The organism is Caulobacter sp. DWR2-3-1b2 (assembly GCF_049896345.1).
GTDB lineage: Bacteria > Pseudomonadota > Alphaproteobacteria > Caulobacterales > Caulobacteraceae > Caulobacter.
In genome coordinates this window covers 258,609-275,085 of the sequence record NZ_JAFCUC010000002.1, presented here as the reverse complement: position 1 = coordinate 275,085, position 16,477 = coordinate 258,609, and the positions used below count along the sequence as shown (strand labels likewise).

The following is a 16,477-nucleotide window of genomic DNA, read 5'->3' as shown; positions in this document are numbered from 1 at the left end:
GACCAGGGCCCCGCCGACCTTCATCACGGCTTATCAGCCGCGACGCCACCAGCCGCGCTTGGGCTTTTCAGGCGGGGTCAGGATCTCGGACGGATCGGGCTCGACCGCGACAGGCGTCTCGGCGGGCTCGATAGCGACCGGCTCGGGCTCTGGGGTTGGAGCGACGACCTCGACGTCGGCGGCCACCATCGGCGTGTCCTCGATCACCGGAGGGGCGATCGGGGTGGCTTCGGCGACCGGCGTTTCCGCCACGGCTTCGACCTCCACGGTTTCGGCCTCCACGGTTTCAACGACCTCGTCGGTGGTCTTGCGACCCCGGCTGCGCGGACGGCGCGCCTTCTTCGGCGCGTCTTCCTGCGGCGGCAGTTCGACCCAGATATCGGCCGGCGGACCTTCGATCACGGCCGGGGCCAGCGGCGCCGGCTCCAGATCGGCGACATCGACCCGTTGAGCGGGAGCCCGTTCGACGCTCGAGGCGTCGGCCACCTGTTCGGTGCGTTCGCCACGGCCTCGCCCACGGCGACCACCGCGTTCGGCGCGTTCGGGACGCGCGGCGGTTTCCGCGACAGGCGCGGCGACCGCTTCCGCAGCCTCTATGCGCTCGGGACGATCGGCTCGCTCAGGGCGACGCTCGCCGCGGCCGCCATCCAGGGTTTCGGGATCGTGCCAGACAAAGGCGTTGTCGCCGAACGGCACCCGCGGCCGGGTCCAGGTGAAGGCGTCGGCCGGACGATCGCCGTCCTCGCGACCACCCCGACGGCCGCCACGACGACCGCGGCGGCGACGACGGCGACGCGATTCCTCGTCCTCACCCTCGATATCGCCCTCGCCGCGTTCGACGCCCTCGGCGTCCTCATCGTCCTCGGCGCCGGCCGCTTCGACAGGCGCTTCGTCAGCCTCGTCGCGACGACCGCCGCGACGCCGGCGCTTACGACCGCGACGGCCGTTGGCGTCATCCTCGGCCGGTTCGGCGCGGGCCGGACGGGCAGGGCGCGGCTCGGCGCTCTCCTCATCCGAAGGCTCGACCTCGGCTTCGATCTCTTCTTCGTCCTCGTCCTCCTCGTCGTCGAACGCCTCGTCCTCATAGACGGGGTCCGGCTCGATCGGGGCGAAGATCTGCGGGGCCGGGCGTTCGCCCAGCTCGGTGCGGTCGATATCGTGCTCGGCCTGGTGCAGGGCGTCATCGACCAGCACGGTGACGAACAGCGCGTGGGTCTGTTGCAGGCGCAGCAGATAGGCGCGCTTTTCGTTCAGGATGTAGATCCCGACCGGGCGGCTGACCTTCAGGGTGACGGCGCCGCCGCCCTTCAGGGCCTCGACCTCGACAGCGCGAAGCGCCGCCAGGGCGCTGGACTCGACCGAGCGGACGCGGCCGGTGCCGTCGCAATGTTCGCAGACGTGGGTGGTGCCTTCCAGCACGCCGGTGCGGCGGCGCTGGCGGCTGATTTCCATCAGGCCAAAACCACTGATCTTGCCCATCTGGATGCGGGCCCGATCGTCCTTGAGCGAGTCCTTCAGGACCTTTTCAACGGCGCGGTTGTTCTTGCCTTCATCCATGTCGATGAAGTCGATGACGATCAGGCCGGCCAGGTCGCGCAGACGCAGCTGGCGGGCGGCTTCTTCCGCCGCTTCCAGGTTGGTCTTCAGCGCGGTGGCTTCAATGTTGCGCTCGCGGGTCGCCTTGCCCGAGTTGACGTCGATGGCCACCAGGGCTTCGGTCTGGTTGATCACCAGATAGCCGCCCGACCGCAGGGGCACGGTTGGCGAATAGATCTGGGCCAGATGGTCCTCGATCTTGTGCTTGACGAACAGCGGCGCCGGCTCCCGATACGGGAACACCTTCTTGGCCTGGCTGGGCATCAGCATGCGCATGAACTCGCGCGCTTCCTTGTAGCCAGCCTCGCCCTCGACCCAGATGCCTTCCAGCTCCTTGTCATACATGTCGCGAATGGCGCGTTTGACGAGGTCTTCTTCCTCGTAGATCAGCGCCGGGGCGATCGAGTGCAGCGTGTTGTCGCGGATGTTTTCCCACAGACGCAGCAGATATTCGTAGTCGCGCTTGATCTCGGCCTTGGTGCGCTTGGCGCCGGCCGTGCGGACGATCAGGCCCATGCCCTGCGGGACGTCCAGCCCCTGCACGACGCTCTTGAGACGCTTGCGGTCGGTGACGGTGGTGATCTTGCGACTGATGCCGCCGCCGCGGGCGGTGTTGGGCATCAGGACGCCGTAGCGGCCGGCCAGCGACAGATAGGTGGTCAGGGCCGCGCCCTTGTTGCCGCGCTCTTCCTTGACGACCTGAACCAGCATGATCTGCCGGCGGCGGATCACGTCCTGGATCTTGTACTTGCGCATCAGGCGGCGTTTGCGGCGCGCCAGTTCTTCCTCGACGGCGTCGTCCTCGTCATCGACGGCGTCGCCTTCGTTGCCGCCATCACGGCCATGGTGATGGTCATCCTCATCGTCGTGAGAATCGTCGCGCATCAGCGCCTCGCGGTCAGCGACCGGAATCTGGTAATAGTCTGGGTGAATCTCGTTGAAGGCCAGGAAACCGTGACGGTTGCCGCCATACTCGATGAACGCAGCCTGCAGGCTGGGCTCAACGCGGGTCACCTTGGCGAGATAGATATTTCCTCGGAGCTGTTTGCGGGTCCGGCTTTCAAAATCGAATTCTTCAACCCGGGTACCATCCACGACCACCACACGCGTCTCTTCGGCGTGGGCGGCGTCGATCAACATCTTTTTCGACATAAAGGGTATCTCCACGGCGCACGGCGAGCGCTGGGCTCGGGCGCCGATATGAATGAAGGGCGCGCACGTCACCGCCCGTCGCACCGCCAAGGCGGTTGCGGAAGGTCGGTCGCCAGAGGCGGTCGGGTGCGGCGCAGCCCATGAGGTTTCTGTGTTCCTTAAACGCGCCGGGGGGCGCGGATCGGAGGGAGCGTCGACGCCAGGGTTGGCTTAAGGGTCCGACGCGGGCCCTGCGGGACGATCCAGACGAAGGCTTCGTGCCTCACGCTGGTAATCGCGCCCAAACTCAATTCAGTCCGGCGATTCCGGCCACGGACGTGATTTGCACCCTAAAGGGATGCAAGTGTCCGCGAGATAGGAACCACTCGCGCTTACCGCCATGACGATCAGGGCGTTCAGCGCGCGGACCATAGTGTAGCAACAACGCATCACAAAAGAAAAGCACTCGACTGAAGCCGTTCGCGCGGCCATGTCGCATCGCGGGTTAACGGTTTCTCTACTCGAAGATGCAGATATCGTGGTTTGGTTAGGTTGAACGCCGCGGGGCGAACGGGCGGGCATGGCTAGGGTTTTGATCTCGGCGGCAAGAACGGGTTGGGCGCGCGCGGCGATGATCGTCGGCGGCTTGGCGCTGGCTGGCGTCGCGGTGGCCATGGCCCAGGGGCCCGCGCCGGCCGCAGGCGTGCAAAAGGTCCGCTTCGGCGGCGACCGCAACGAGACCCGCATCGTCATCGATCTGGATCGCGCGGCCTCCGGCAAGCTGCTGGCCGACGGAACTGGAGATCGCCGCGTGGTGATCGGCCTGCCCAACGTCACCATCGCCGGTGATCTGCAGGGTACGGGGCAGGGGCTTGTCGAGCGCTGGTCGATCGACGAGGCCGCGGGCGGCGCGCGCCTTCGCCTCGACCTCAAGGCCAATGCCGAGGTTCGCCGCCGTTTCCTGTTGCCCCCCGGCGACGGGACGTCGGCCTATCGCTATGTCATCGATCTCAAAGCGACCGATTCAGTGGGCGCGGCCCAGTCGCCGGCGCTTCGACCAACCCTCGTGTCAGCATCGGTCAAGGCCTCAGCCCTCCGCCTGAAGAAGGTGATCGTCATCGACGCCGGCCACGGCGGCAAGGACCCTGGCTCGTCGGGCGCCACCACCGCCGAAAAGGACGTCACCCTGGCCGCCGCCAAGGCGCTGAAATCCCGGCTGGAAAAATCGGGCCGCTACACCGTGGTCCTGACCCGTCAGTCCGACACCTTCGTTCCCTTGGAATCGCGAGTGCAGATCGCCCGTCGCGCCGACGCCGACCTGTTCATCTCGCTGCACGCCGATTCGGGACCCGACGCCACGACCCGCGGGGCCAGCGTCTACACCCTGTCGGAAAAGGGCACCGAGCGCGTGGCGCGGGTGCTCGAGAAGGACGACTGGCTGATGAAGGCCAACCTGCCTGGGCGCGACCGCGCGGTCAGCCAGATCCTGCTGGACCTGTCGCAACGCGCCACCAAGAACCGCTCCGCCGCCTTCGCCGAGACCCTGCTGCAATCGGTCGGGGAAGAGACGACCTTGCTGCGTCGCAGCCACCGTGACGCGGGCTTCATCGTGCTGCTGGCGCCGGACATTCCCGCCGTCCTGCTCGAAATGGGCTTCATCACCAATATCGATGATGAGCAGTTGCTTCAGACCCCAGCCGGTCGTGGCAGACTGATGGACGCCGTGGCCAGCTCGATCGAGTCCTATTTCGCCGCCCAGACCCGGCTGGCCGCGCGCTAGCCAGGTTCGCGAGGATGGCGAGAGCCGTTGGCGCCTCGCCCGATGCGCGCTAGAGCCTTGGTAGGGAAGACGCGTCGGACCTGGCCCGGCCCTGCGACCGCAAAACCGCTTACGTTTTTGCCGATCGCGCTCTAGAGGATTCGAACGGAGCGGGCGAAAGTGCGTCGCCCGACGGAGGCTGCGTGGATCTGAAGCCCAGAGACCGATGGATCGCCATCGCCGGCGTCACGGTGCTGTCCGCGATCGCCGTGGCCGGCTTCGCTATCGCTATCTACGCGGCCTGGCTGTTCCACGACATGCCCGACGCCGGTGAACTGCAGGACTATCGTCCGCCGACCGCGACCCGCGTTTACGCCTGGGACGGCACGCTGATCGGCGAATATTCCAAGGAACGCCGGATCTTTGTCCCCTACGACCAGATTCCGCCGCAACTGGCCCAGGCCTTTCTTGCGGCCGAGGATCATAACTTCTTCAAGCACGGCGGCGTCGATGTCAGCGGCTTCTCGCGCGCCATGCTCAACAATGTCGGCAACGCCGCGCGGGGCCGACGCCTTGAAGGCGGCTCGACGATCACCCAGCAGGTGGCCAAGAATGTCCTGCTGACCAGCGATGCGACGGTGGGACGCAAGTTCAAGGAAGCGATCCTGGCGCATCGTCTGGAGCAGTCGCTCGACAAGCAGCAGATCCTCGAGCTGTACCTCAACGAAATCTGGCTGGGCTACCGCTCGTTCGGCGTCGGCGCGGCGGCCTACAACTATTTCGGCAAGTCGCTGCCCGAACTGAGCCTGGCCGAATGCGCCTATCTGGCCGCCCTGCCCAAGGGACCGGATAATTATCATCCCATCCGCAACAAGGGCAAAGCCAAGGCCCGCCGCGACTGGATCCTGGGGCAGATGGCCGACCTCGGTTGGGTCAGCCAGGACGACGCTCGCAAGGCGATGGCCGAGGATCTGGTCGTCCAGGCCGCGCCCAGCCGAGCCAAGTATCGCGACGCCGACTATTTCGTCGAAGAGGTCCGGCAACGCGGCGTCGCCACGCTGGGCCCGCGCCTTAGCGAAGGCGGCTACTACATGCGTACGACGCTGGATCCCAAGCTGCAGACTGCGGCGCGGGTGGCCTTGATGGAGGGCCTGGAAAAGTACGACCGCCGCCATGGCTGGCGCGGGGCCTGGGGCCACGTCGAGACGATCGACACCGACTGGGAAAGGGCCATCAAGCTGAAGCCCCCGTCCGAACGGACCAACTGGCGCGCCGCGCTGGTCACCTCGTCCGCGGGCGGCGTGCGCTTGGCCAAGGACGGCGGCGAGGGGGCGATCGTTGGTGAGGACATGGCTTGGGCAAACGCCACCAAGGGCTTGAAGGCCGGCGATCTGGTGTTCGTGGAGAGATCCGACACCGGGGGCTATCGTTTGAGACAGATCCCCGCCGTCAACGGCGCCTTGGTCGCCATGGAACCCTATAGCGGCCGGGTAATCGCCTTGGTCGGCGGTTACAGCTTCTCCCTGTCCAATTTCAACCGCGCCACCCAGGCGATGCGCCAGCCCGGCTCGGCCTTCAAGCCGTTCGTCTATGCCACGGCCCTTGAGAACGGCTACACGCCGGCCAGCGTCGTGGTGGATAGCGCCATCACCTTCAAGGGCGCCAATGGCGAGGATTGGAGCCCGGAGAACTATCACAAGAAGTTCTACGGAGCCCTGCCGCTGCGCAAGGGGCTGGAGCAGTCGATCAACGCCATGACCGTGCGCCTGGCCCAGAGCGTCGGCATGAGAAAGATCATCGACATGGCCAAGCGCACGGGCATCACCCGTGACATGGCGCCGGTGCTGGCCATGGCGCTGGGGGCGGGGGAGACCACGCCCTTCAAGCTGACCACGGCCTACACGCCCTTCGTCAATGGCGGCCGTCGGGTCGAGCCGCACCTCATCGAACTGGTGCAGGACCGCGAGGGCAAGGTGATCTTCCGCGCCGACAAGCGCGACTGCGTGCGCTGCGACGCCGGCTTCAACGGCGACGAGAGCCCGCGCATCCCGGCCTTGGGCGAACAGGTCATGGATCCGATCACCGCCTACCAGGTGACCTCGATGCTGCAGGGCGTGGTCCAGCGCGGCACTGCCGCCCAGGCCAGTTCGCTGGGTTATCCGTTGGCCGGCAAAACCGGCACCACCAATGAGTATCGCAGCGCCTGGTTCATGGGCTATTCGCCCAGCCTGGTGGTTGGAGTGTTCATTGGCTTCGACGATAACCGATCGCTGGGCGAGGGCGAGACGGGTGCGACCGGCCCTGTGCCGATCTTCATGGACTTCATGCGCGAGGCGTTGAAAGGCCAGCCGAAGACCGAGTTCAGGGCCCCCAAGAACGCCAAGTTCGCCATGGTTCGCGGCGTCCGCGAGGCGTTTCGACCCGGCACCGAGCCGAAGTTCACGGCTCCCACCGCCGCCAGTGGACCGCAGCCCTACGGAGCGGCTTGGCCCGACGGCAAGGTCGGCCCGACACCGACGCCGGGACCCGGCAAGCCGCCGAGCCAGGCTCCAGACATTGGTGGCCTCTACTAAATCCAGTCGGTCATTGCGCCGACTCCTGTCGCGGGCTATGTCCCGCGCCCTTCAACACTGTCACGGAGTTACGTGATGAGACCGGATGTCGAGGCCTCAGCGGCTGACATCGAGCAGTCCATTGGACTGCTCAGGAGGCGTCTTTGACTGGGATGTCGCGCTTCGCAAACTCGATGAACTGAACGCCCGGGTCGAAGACCCGACCCTGTGGGACCGGCCTTCCGAGGCCCAGGCGGTGTCGCGTGAACGCGCGGCCCTTGCCGCCCGCGTCGAGGCCGTTCAGGTGCTGGTGACCGGACTGAAGGACGCCTTGGAATATGCCGAGCTAGCCGATATGGAGGGCGACGACGCCCTGCTGGAGGACGCCCGCGCCCAACTCAAGGCGCTGAAGGATACGGCCGGCCGCGCCGAGCTCGAGGCCTTGCTGTCGGGCGAGGCCGACGGAAACGACTGCTATGTCGAAATCAATTCCGGGGCCGGTGGGACCGAGTCCTGCGACTGGGCCGGCATGCTGCTGCGCATGTACAGCCGCTGGGCCAACGCCCACAAGATGACGGTCGAACTGGTGGAAGAGACCTCCGGCGATCAGGTCGGCATCAAGTCGGCCACCCTGCTGGTCAAGGGCACGAACGCCTATGGCTGGCTGAAGACCGAGGCCGGCGTGCACCGTCTGGTGCGCATCAGCCCTTATGACGCCGCCGCCAAGCGCCATACCAGCTTCGCCTCGGCTTGGATCTATCCGGTGGTCGACGACGCCATCGAGATCGACATCAACCCGTCCGACGTGCGCACCGACACCTACCGGGCCTCAGGCGCGGGCGGCCAGCATATCAACAAGACCGACTCGGCGGTTCGCCTGACGCACATTCCGACAGGCATCGCCGTGGCCTGTCAGGCCGGTCGCTCGCAGCACCAGAACCGCGAGGAAGCCTGGAAGATGCTGCGGGCCCGGCTCTACGAGGCCGAGCTGCAGAAGCGGGAAGCCGCCCAGCAGGCGTTGGAGGACCTCAAGACCGACATCGGCTGGGGTCACCAGATCCGCAGCTACGTGCTGCAGCCTTACCAGATGGTCAAGGACCTGCGGACCAATGTCGAGACGTCCGACACCCAGGGGGTGCTCGACGGCGATCTGGACGAGTTCATGGGCGCGTCCCTGGCTCAGCGGGTCGGGGCGACGCGGGACGCCTGATCTCAGTCCTGCTGGCGTCGCCATGGCGTCAGCGGGATTTGTCAGCGTCGCAGTCGGCGACCAAGATCGGGCCTTGGCTTTCTGGACCGAGAAGTTGGGCCTGCGCGTCGCCACCGATCAGCTGGTGGGGCCGGGCAAGCACTGGATAAAGCTGAGAATTCCCGGGGCCGAGGCCGGTCTTGCGCTGTTCACGCCGGACGGTCAAGAGGATCGCGTCGGCAAGTTCTTCAACGGCTCGTTCACCTGCGACGACGTCGAGCACGCCTATCGCAAGATGAGCGAAAAGGGGGGGCGTCTTCGAGGGGCCGCCCGAGAAGCAGCCTCGGGGGACGTTCGCCAAGTTTCGCGATCTGGACCGGCGACACCTTCGTGCTGTCCAGCCGCTGAGGCTCTGACGAGAGCATTTTTCGAGCGAAGTGGTTCCGGTTCGCGTGAAGAAAAATGCCTCAAAACAGAAGATTAGAGCTCACGGCCTGACGCAGTCAGGTCGGGAAATGCTCTAGCCGGCGGGCTTGGCGATCGGCGCAGGAGCGGCGAGCGCCTGGGGCGTGGGAGCAGGCTGCGGCTGCGCGGCCGGACGCTGGAATTTCAGGCTGCGGCCCTGGAAGAAGGCGCCGGTTTCCATCGCCAGTTGCTCGTGGGTGATGTCGCCGTCGATGTAGGAGGTGCCGTAGAGGCGGACCTGCTTGGCGGTGACGGCGCCGACCACCCGGCCGCGCACTTCCACCGCTTCGGCATAGATCGAGCCCTCGATGTGGCCCGTCTCGCCGACGGTCAACCGACCGACCCTGACGTCGCCGCGCACGATCCCGTCAATCTGCAGTTCGCCGTCCCCGGTGATGCCGCCTTCGATGGTGATGTCGGGAGAGATCAACGAGGCGACCTTGGGCGGGGCCTTGCGGGCCGCTGGCTCGGCGGCTGGAGCCATGGACATGGGCAACGGCTCGATGCGCGCCGGACCCTTGGACGCCTTAGCTTGCTTGCTGAACATACTCACCAGCCTTCAAGAAACGGTTCGGGTTCTGAGCCCGACCATTGACCCATACCTCGTAATGCAGATGCGGACCGGTCGATCGACCCGTCGAGCCCATGGCCGCGATGCGCTGACCGATCGCCACGCGCTGGCCGACCTTGACCGAAGTGGCCTGGAGGTGGGCGTAGCGGGTCTTGAAACCGTTGCCGTGGTCGATCTCGACCACATTGCCATAGCCCGAGCGCACGCCGGTGAAGGACACGACGCCGGGGGCCGTGGCCATGATCGGCGTGTAGAAGGCGCCCGGGAAGTCCAGGCCCGAATGGAAGGCCGGACGGTGGGTGAAAGGGTCGAACCGCACGCCGTAGCTGCTGCTCAGTGCCGGATTGTTGGTCGGGCGGTAAAATGGCAGCTTCTGCGAGGCGGCGCTGAGCTGGCGCATGTCCGACATGTCGGTGGCGGCGTGCTGGATGCGGCTGGCGAAGTCTTCGTCAACATCGAGCACGGCGGCCAGGGCCCGCGGGTCCTTGGCCTCGATCAGCGGGCCACCCAGCGACGAGCCGTTGCGGCCTGTGAACGACCCCGCGTCGAGGCCGGCCATCCGCATGGCCAGGCGCAGGCGCTCGGCGCGGCTCTTGGCGAAGGTCTCGGCGGCGTCGATCAAGCGTTCCTGATCCATCCGCGTTGCCTGGATGCGCTCGATCGGCGAGGCGCCGAGCACGTGCGGCTTGACGACCTGCAGCGCCTGGGACGCGCCGGGCACGCCTCGGAAATCACTAACCAGGAAGGCCAGGGCGGCATGTCGCTTCTCAACGGAATTAGCCAGCTCGTCGAGCGAGCCGCTGTTGGCCGACAGCTGAACCATCGCGCTGTTCAAACGGGCCTGGCGGTCGGCGTTGAGGCGTTCGTAATAGGCCTTCTGCTTGATGACCATCTGGTCGGTCGAGCTGACGGAGAGGGCGCTGACCATCATGGCCGCGGTGCAGACGCCCATCCAGAGGGCCGCGCCGGCGATCGCCGTGGCGCACATCAGCTGCTTGCCGGTGGAGAAGACATAACCGCGCATCTCGCCGCCGGAGCGCACGTACAGGTGGCGTTCCGGAAACAGATCTTCCAAGGATTGTCGCAGTCGCTTGAAGCGCGTGATCGCCATCGCCCTAGGAAACCCCCGTTTTCAAGGTCTCGGCGATATGCAACGAGAAAGCCGAAGCGTGCAAGACACTTCGCGCCCGGGTGAACCCGCAGCGTGACATTCCTCATGCAATTCAAGTGATAACGCGGTCAGAGACATCTTGTCATCGTCTGAGCGTCTCAGTGTTGCGATCAGCGCACGGTTGATGCGCCAAAGCCACACGGTTATTTCAGGGCCCGCGCCGCCGTCAGCACGGCCTTGATGTGGTTGGGCACCTTGACCTTGCGCCAGGTTTGGCGAACCACGCCCTCGCGGTCGATCAGGAAGGTCGATCGGTCGATGCCCATATACTTGCGGCCGTACATGCTTTTTTCCACCCAGGCGCCGTAGGCCTCGACGATCTCGCCGGTGGTGTCGGCGGCGAGATCGACGGTCAGGTCATGCTTCTTGCGGAACTTGGCGTGGGAGGCGGCGCTGTCCTTGGAAATCCCGACGATCAGAGCGCCAACCTTGGCGAACTCCTCGACCTCGGACGAGAACTGCAGGGCCTCCGATGTGCAGCCTGCCGTGTCATCCTTCGGATAGAAGTAGAGCACGACGTTCTTGCCCTTCAGGGCCGCCAGGCTGACGCGGCCGGTGTCGGTGGCCAGATCGAAGTCGGGGGCCTTATCGCCGGGTTCAAGCATCTGTCTCTCCACAATCCTGTCACCCCGGATAGCGGCCTCGCCGCTTCCGGGTTGTTACACCGGCTTTATCAGCACGATCTTCTTCTTTCCCGCCGCCAGCTTGACCACCCCATCGATCAGGTCGGCCGAAGTGACCAGGCGGTTGGCGTCGGGCTCGGCCTTGTCGTTGAGCTTGACGCCGCCGCCTTGGGCCAGGCGGCGGGCTTCGCCGCGCGAGGCGGCCAGGCCGGCGTCGGCGAACAGGTTGGCCAGGACGATGCCGACTTCGAGGTCCGCGACAGGCACCTCGAAGGTTGGCAAATCGACCGACAGCGCGCCTTGCTCGAAGGCCTTCTCGGCCGCGTCGCGGGCCTTGCGGGCTTCTTCCTCGCCGTGCGCCATTCGCGTGGCCTCGTCGGCCAGCACCTTCTTGGCCTCGTTGATCTGCGCGCCCGGCAGGGCTTCCAGCCTGGTGATCTCGGCCAGCGGCAGGTCGGTGAACAACTTGAGAAACCGGCCCACGTCCGCGTCCTCGGTGTTGCGCCAGAACTGCCAATAGTCGTAGGGGCTCAAGGCGTCCGCGTTCAACCAGACGGCGCCGGCGGCGGTCTTGCCCATCTTCGCGCCGGAGGCCGTGGTCAGCAGTGGCGTGGTGAGGCCGAACGCCGGTTGCTGATCAACGCGACGGATCAGCTCGACCCCGTTGAGGATGTTGCCCCACTGGTCCGAGCCGCCCATCTGCAGCACGCAGCCGCGCTTGCGGTTGAGTTCCAGGAAGTCGGTGGCTTGCATCAGCATGTAGTTGAATTCGAGGAACGTCAGCGGTTGTTCGCGATCCAGCCGCAGCTTGACCGAGTCGAAGGCCAGCATCCGGTTGACCGTGAAGTGCGTGCCGTATTCGCGCAGGAACTCGATATAACCCAGCTTGCTCAGCCATTCGTCGTTGTCGACCATCACTGCATCGGTCGGACCCTTGCCGAACGTCAGGAACTTCTCGAAGACGCGCTTGATGCTGGCGATATTGGCCTGGATGCCGTCATCGCTAAGCATCTTGCGGCTTTCGTCCTTGCCCGAAGGGTCGCCGACCTTGGTGGTCCCGCCGCCCATCAGCACGATCGGCTTGTGGCCGGTTTTCTGGAGGCGCCGTAGCATCATGATCGAGATCAGATTGCCCACGTGCAGGCTCGAAGCCGTGGCGTCGAAACCGACATAGGCCGTGATGATCCCGCCGGCGGCCGCGGCGTCCAATTCGTCCGGGTGAGTGATCTGGTGAATGTAGCCGCGCGCCTGCAGTGTCTGGAGGAATTCCGACTTGAAGGACGCGGCGGCGGACATGGCTCGACTCTCTAATTCTGATGACCGCGCGTCTAGCACGGGCGCGGCGTTCTGTGGCGAGGGTTTCATCAGCGGGTCTCCTGGGATTTTGATCCGGAGACGTTCGCCTTGGGCTGACGCGTCGCCGGGTGAGGCGGGCGCATCGACGTGATCGGTCGGCGTTCCCGCTAGGACAGCGGGCGATAATAGGCGCGGGTCGTGAGGCGCGGGGTGATCATGGGGTCTAGCTAGCCGCCGCGACCCGTGGCAGTCAACCAGCCCATGCGTATCCTGGGATTCATGACCGGCACCTCGCTCGACGCCGTCGACATGGCGGTGCTCGACACCGACGGCGAGGACATCCAGGCCTTCGGCCCGGCCGGCGAGCGCAAGTTGCGCGAGGCGACCCGCGAGCTGCTGTTGGAGACCACGGCGATCGCTCGCGGCTGGGCGCGGGATGAGCCCGAGCCTTCGATCTTCGCGGAGGCCCGGCGGGCCGTCTCCGACGAGCACCTGCAGGCCGCCGAGAGCTTTCTCGCCGAGCACGGGCTCACCTGGACCAATTTCGACCTGCTGGGCGTCCACGGCCAGACCGTGCTGCACGAACGGCCGACAGCCGAACGGATTGGCCGCACGGTGCAACTGCTCGACGCCGAGCACATGGCCAAGGTCAGCGGCCGGCCGGTGGCCTTCGACTTCCGCACCGCCGACGTCGCGGCCGGCGGGGAGGGGGCTCCGCTGGCCCCGATCTATCACGCCGCCCGGACCCGGGCCTCGAGCCTGGCCGCGCCAGTGGCGGCGCTGAACCTGGGCGGGGTGGCCAATGTCACCTTCGTGAAGGCGGATGGCGACTTGCTGGCGTTCGACACCGGACCGGCCAATGGCATGATCGACCTGGTGGTCCAGGCCCGTGGGGCAGGGCGGTTCGACGAGGGTGGGCGGCTGGCCATGGCCGGGACGGTTCATCGGGACGTGCTCGCGGCCTTGCTGGCCCGACCCTATTTCGCCTCCAGGCCGCCCAAGTCGCTGGACCGCTTCGACTTCCCGGTCGAGATCGTCGATGTCCTGTCCTTGGAGGACGCCGCCGCGACCCTGACCGCCTTCACCGTCGCCAGCGTGGCGCGGGCCTATGACTGGCTGCCGGTCGAGGCGCGGCCGAGACGGTTGATCGTGGCGGGCGGCGGACGTCACAACGCGCACATGATGCTGGGCCTGTCGGAAGCCCTCGCCGGCGTCTCCGAGGTGGTCTCGGCCGACGCCCTGGGCTGGCGCGGCGACGCCATCGAGGCCGAAGCCTTCGCCTTCCTGGCGGCCCGGACGGCGCGGGGCCTGCCGATCAGCTTTCCGGGGACCACCGGGGTGGCAAGCCCGATGACGGGCGGACGGATCGTTCGGCCTTAGCCCATAAGGTTGTCCCCCCGTGGGGGAGGCGGTCGGTGGGGGAGGTTTGGGGTCTTTGATCGCAGGTCTGGCCGTCATCCGATCGCTCCCCCACCGTCGGCTTCGCCGACACCTCCCCCACGGGGGAGAACTTCACGCGGGCTGCCGCTGAAGAGATGGAATGGGTCGCGGAGCGCCGGACGACGTCCGGAGTGTGTGAGTTTAGTCCCGTTTCGACGAGCCCGAGCCCGAGCGCTGCGCGGGGCTTGGAGCCTCGCACCCCCGGCCTGCCGGTCGCGAAGGTCAAGCTCGCAGCGTCCTAATGCAGCTTCAACCGTCCCGCCACCCGCTGCTGCAGCAACCGGGCCATGGCCAAGACAACGGTCTTGGGCGTGCCCATGATCGCCCGATGATGATCCAGGTGCAGCGAGATATAAGCCCACTTGGCGATCAAGCCCTCGACGAAGAAGTTGGGGCCGCCCAGCCCGCCCATCAGTGCGCCGACCCCCCTGTTCTCGCCCAGCGACACCAGCGAGCCGAAATCCCTGTAGATGAACGGCGTCTCGATCCGTCGCTGGCCGAGGCGGGCGATCAGGGCCTTGGCTAGGTAGCTGGCCTGCTGGTGCGCGGCCTGGGCGCGGGCGGGGATCAGTTTTCCGTCGACCCAAGGCGCGGCGGCGCAGTCGCCCAGCGCCCATACGTCGGCGACCGAGGTCTCCAAGTGGTCATTGACCACGAACTGGTTGCCGCGATTAGTCTCCAGGCCGTAGGCGGTATTGGTGTCGGCCGCCTTGACCCCGGCCGCCCAGACGATCAGGTCGGCCGACGTCTCGCCCAGGCTGGTCTCCAATCGATCCGCATGAACGGCCAGGACCTTGGCCCCCGTCAGCACCCGCACGCCCTTGCGCTCCAGGGCGATGGTGGCTTGGTCGGAGATCTTCTCGGGCAGGCCGCCCAGGATGCGCGGCGCGGCCTCGACGATGGCGATGTCCAATCGGAAGCGCTGCTCGGCGCCGATGCTTTCCAGCAGCTCACGGTGGGCCTCGATCAACTCGGCCGACAGCTCGACCCCGGTGGCGCCGCCGCCGACGATGGCCACGCTCATGATCTTCTCGGGCGAGAACGAGGCCTTCATGAAGGCGGCCAGCAGGCGGGTGTGGAAGGCCTCGGCGTCTTCGGTGCGCTCCAACAGATGGGCCTGCTCGGCGCCCGGCGTGCCGAACAGGTTGGAGCCGCTGCCGATCGCCAGCACGCCCCAGGTGAAGGTGACGCTCCGCTCATCCACCAGCACCTTGCCGCCTTCGCCGAGAATGGGCTTCAGGGACAGCCGCTTGGCGATGGGGTCGAAGTCGTTCAGTTCGCCGAGCAGGAAGCTGAAGTGATTGCTGCGGCCGAGGATTGAATAGGACAGGCCCTCTTGGTGGGCGTCGAGCGTGCCGGCGGCCACCTCGTGCAGGGTGGGTTTCCAGATATGATAGCTGGAGCGGTCGATCAGCAGCACCCGTTCCTTGCCGGCCTGGCGCCCGAGCTTGCGTCCTAGACGCGCCGCCAGTTCCAGCCCGCCAGCCCCGCCGCCGACGATGACGATGTCGTAGTGCATGCCCGCCATCCCAGTAATTCCTTAGCTGGTGAATATAAGGTCAAGCTGGACGGATGTCAGGCCAGGTCAGCACGAGGCGTCGAACCTGACGCGGCTCACGCGAGCAGCGGCCCTGTGGCGGGCGATGTCGAGGTTCGCTCCTTGGGAAGCGGCAGGCATGGGAGGTCACGGCCGGTCCGGCCGCGCCGTTCTGCAGTCCCAAAAGCGGTCGGATGGTTAGGCTCACCGTCATTCTCCGCAAACGTCGTTCGGCGAAGAATGAAGGTGAGTTGTCCGGAGACGCAAGCGCCGTGGTACCGGTAACCTGTGGTTACCTGGCGCAAGGCCTAAGGGATCGGGGTCATCGCCAGGCGCTTGTCGAGATAGTCGCCGACGCTCCGCTCGACGCTGGGAAGGTGCTCGGCCCAGAAGTGGGTCGCCTTGTCGACCACCTCATAGTCGATGACGATGCCCTTCTGGGTGCGCAGCTTGGAGACCACGCGCTCGACCTCGACCGGCGGCACGACGGTGTCGGCCGCGCCGGTCAGGATCAGGCCCGAGGCCGGGCAGGGGGCCAGGAAGCTGAAATCGTACATGTTGGTTGGCGGCGACACGGAGATGAAGCCATCGGTTTCGGGACGGCGCATCAGCAGCTGCATGCCGATATAGGCGCCGAAGCTGTAACCCGCGACCCAGGTCTGGGCGGCGGCCGGGTTGTTGGACTGCAGCCAATCCAGGGCCGTGGCCGCGTCGGCCAACTCGCCGATGCCGGCGTCGAACTCGCCCTGGCTGCGGCCCACGCCGCGGAAATTGAAGCGCAGGGTCGCGAAACCGCGCTTCATGAACAGGTGGTACAACTGCACCGAGACCGGATGGTTCATGTGCCCGCCCGCCTTGGGGTGGGGGTGCAGGATCAGGGCGATCGGCGCGTTGGCGGTCTTGCCCGGCGAATAGCGGCCCTCGATACGGCCGGAGGCTCCGGTCAAGATCACGTCAGGCATACTAAGATCCCTATCCAAAAAGGGGCGCGAGGTCCGGCTCCTCGCGCTCATAGGAGCGAAGGAATACTTGACCGCTGCGCTTGGTCTTCCTAAATCCGTACCGCGCGCCTTGGTCTTCGATCGAGACCTCCGGGCGCGAAGTCGCGGCTTGTAGCACACGCCTAAGCCGATGCGCGGTCAATCCG

General features: G+C 66.2%; 13 protein-coding genes. 5 read left to right on the top strand and 8 right to left on the bottom strand.

Translation table 11 applies throughout. From position 1 onward, the window contains the following. Window positions 1-33 precede the first annotated feature (33 nt). On the bottom strand, window positions 34-2,748 hold the full coding sequence (locus ACP694_RS07675; protein WP_426011546.1) for an Rne/Rng family ribonuclease: 2,715 nt from the start codon (window positions 2,746-2,748) through the stop codon (window positions 34-36). After that, window positions 2,672-2,890 (bottom strand): hypothetical protein, encoded by a 219-nt coding sequence (locus tag ACP694_RS07670; protein WP_426011545.1) that lies wholly within the window; start codon window positions 2,888-2,890, stop codon window positions 2,672-2,674. The genes ACP694_RS07675 and ACP694_RS07670 overlap by 77 nt, the downstream gene beginning before the upstream one ends. A gap of 417 nt (window positions 2,891-3,307) precedes the next feature. On the opposite strand from ACP694_RS07670, the gene ACP694_RS07665 reads away from it, so the two are divergent. The 4 genes from ACP694_RS07665 (at window position 3,308) to ACP694_RS07650 (ending at window position 8,711) form a co-directional block, all read left to right on the top strand. Beyond that, window positions 3,308-4,507 carry an N-acetylmuramoyl-L-alanine amidase family protein gene (locus ACP694_RS07665; RefSeq protein WP_426011544.1) on the top strand — a complete coding sequence of 400 codons (1,200 nt, stop codon included), beginning with the start codon at window positions 3,308-3,310 and terminating at the stop codon, window positions 4,505-4,507. A 182-nt stretch (window positions 4,508-4,689) separates the two neighbouring features. Continuing rightward, window positions 4,690-7,059, top strand: coding sequence for a penicillin-binding protein 1A (locus ACP694_RS07660; RefSeq protein ID WP_426011543.1), 2,370 nt, complete (start codon window positions 4,690-4,692; stop codon window positions 7,057-7,059). A 75-nt stretch (window positions 7,060-7,134) separates the two neighbouring features. Next, a protein-coding gene (prfB, locus tag ACP694_RS07655) for a peptide chain release factor 2 (RefSeq protein WP_426011542.1) occupies window positions 7,135-8,248 on the top strand; the annotation gives its coding sequence in 2 pieces (ribosomal slippage) (window positions 7,135-7,203 and window positions 7,205-8,248; 1,113 coding nt in all). Window positions 8,249-8,321: 73 nt separating this feature from the next. After that, complete coding sequence (locus ACP694_RS07650; RefSeq protein ID WP_426011541.1) at window positions 8,322-8,711, top strand: VOC family protein; 390 nt, start codon at window positions 8,322-8,324, stop codon at window positions 8,709-8,711. Window positions 8,712-8,747: 36 nt separating this feature from the next. Here the strand turns inward: ACP694_RS07650 and ACP694_RS07645 are convergent, their stop codons facing one another. The 4 genes from ACP694_RS07645 to tyrS all read right to left on the bottom strand — a co-directional run bounded on the left by ACP694_RS07645 (window position 8,748) and on the right by tyrS (window position 12,422). After that, entirely contained in the window at window positions 8,748-9,239 is a 492-nt protein-coding gene (locus ACP694_RS07645) for a bactofilin family protein (protein WP_426011540.1), read from the bottom strand. Then, window positions 9,220-10,374 carry a peptidoglycan DD-metalloendopeptidase family protein gene (locus ACP694_RS07640; RefSeq protein ID WP_426011539.1) on the bottom strand — a complete coding sequence of 385 codons (1,155 nt, stop codon included), beginning with the start codon at window positions 10,372-10,374 and terminating at the stop codon, window positions 9,220-9,222. The genes ACP694_RS07645 and ACP694_RS07640 overlap by 20 nt, the downstream gene beginning before the upstream one ends. Window positions 10,375-10,577: 203 nt before the next feature. Continuing rightward, entirely contained in the window at window positions 10,578-11,039 is a 462-nt protein-coding gene (locus tag ACP694_RS07635) for a peroxiredoxin (RefSeq protein ID WP_426011538.1), read from the bottom strand. 54 nt (window positions 11,040-11,093) lie between these two features. After that, window positions 11,094-12,422 carry a tyrosine--tRNA ligase gene (gene tyrS, locus ACP694_RS07630; protein WP_426011537.1) on the bottom strand — a complete coding sequence of 443 codons (1,329 nt, stop codon included), beginning with the start codon at window positions 12,420-12,422 and terminating at the stop codon, window positions 11,094-11,096. Between the two features lie 192 nt (window positions 12,423-12,614). On the opposite strand from tyrS, the gene ACP694_RS07625 reads away from it, so the two are divergent. Then, window positions 12,615-13,733, top strand: coding sequence for an anhydro-N-acetylmuramic acid kinase (locus ACP694_RS07625; RefSeq protein WP_426011536.1), 1,119 nt, complete (start codon window positions 12,615-12,617; stop codon window positions 13,731-13,733). Between the two features lie 298 nt (window positions 13,734-14,031). Here ACP694_RS07625 and ACP694_RS07620 read toward each other — a convergent pair whose 3' ends face one another. Next, the gene (locus ACP694_RS07620; protein WP_426011535.1) at window positions 14,032-15,312 is read right to left on the bottom strand and encodes an NAD(P)/FAD-dependent oxidoreductase; all 1,281 of its coding nucleotides are present in this window, start codon (window positions 15,310-15,312) and stop codon (window positions 14,032-14,034) included. Between the two features lie 326 nt (window positions 15,313-15,638). Next, window positions 15,639-16,292: an alpha/beta hydrolase gene (locus ACP694_RS07615; RefSeq protein WP_426011534.1), complete on the bottom strand. Its 654-nt coding sequence runs from the start codon at window positions 16,290-16,292 to the stop codon at window positions 15,639-15,641. Window positions 16,293-16,477 lie beyond the last annotated feature (185 nt).

Bases quoted from the DNA above. Each gene is read 5' to 3' on its own strand.
- ACP694_RS07670 (WP_426011545.1), bottom strand. From the start codon at position 2,890: ATGGGCTGCGCCGCACCCGACCGCCTCTGGCGACCGACCTTCCGCAAC.
- ACP694_RS07675 (WP_426011546.1), bottom strand. From the start codon at position 2,748: ATGTCGAAAAAGATGTTGATCGACGCCGCCCACGCCGAAGAGACGCGT.
- ACP694_RS07635 (WP_426011538.1), bottom strand. From the start codon at position 11,039: ATGCTTGAACCCGGCGATAAGGCCCCCGACTTCGATCTGGCCACCGAC.
- tyrS (WP_426011537.1), bottom strand. From the start codon at position 12,422: ATGAAACCCTCGCCACAGAACGCCGCGCCCGTGCTAGACGCGCGGTCA.
- ACP694_RS07615 (WP_426011534.1), bottom strand. From the start codon at position 16,292: ATGCCTGACGTGATCTTGACCGGAGCCTCCGGCCGTATCGAGGGCCGC.
- ACP694_RS07665 (WP_426011544.1), top strand. From the start codon at position 3,308: ATGGCTAGGGTTTTGATCTCGGCGGCAAGAACGGGTTGGGCGCGCGCG.
- ACP694_RS07645 (WP_426011540.1), bottom strand. From the start codon at position 9,239: ATGTTCAGCAAGCAAGCTAAGGCGTCCAAGGGTCCGGCGCGCATCGAG.
- ACP694_RS07640 (WP_426011539.1), bottom strand. From the start codon at position 10,374: ATGGCGATCACGCGCTTCAAGCGACTGCGACAATCCTTGGAAGATCTG.
- ACP694_RS07625 (WP_426011536.1), top strand. From the start codon at position 12,615: ATGCGTATCCTGGGATTCATGACCGGCACCTCGCTCGACGCCGTCGAC.
- ACP694_RS07620 (WP_426011535.1), bottom strand. From the start codon at position 15,312: ATGCACTACGACATCGTCATCGTCGGCGGCGGGGCTGGCGGGCTGGAA.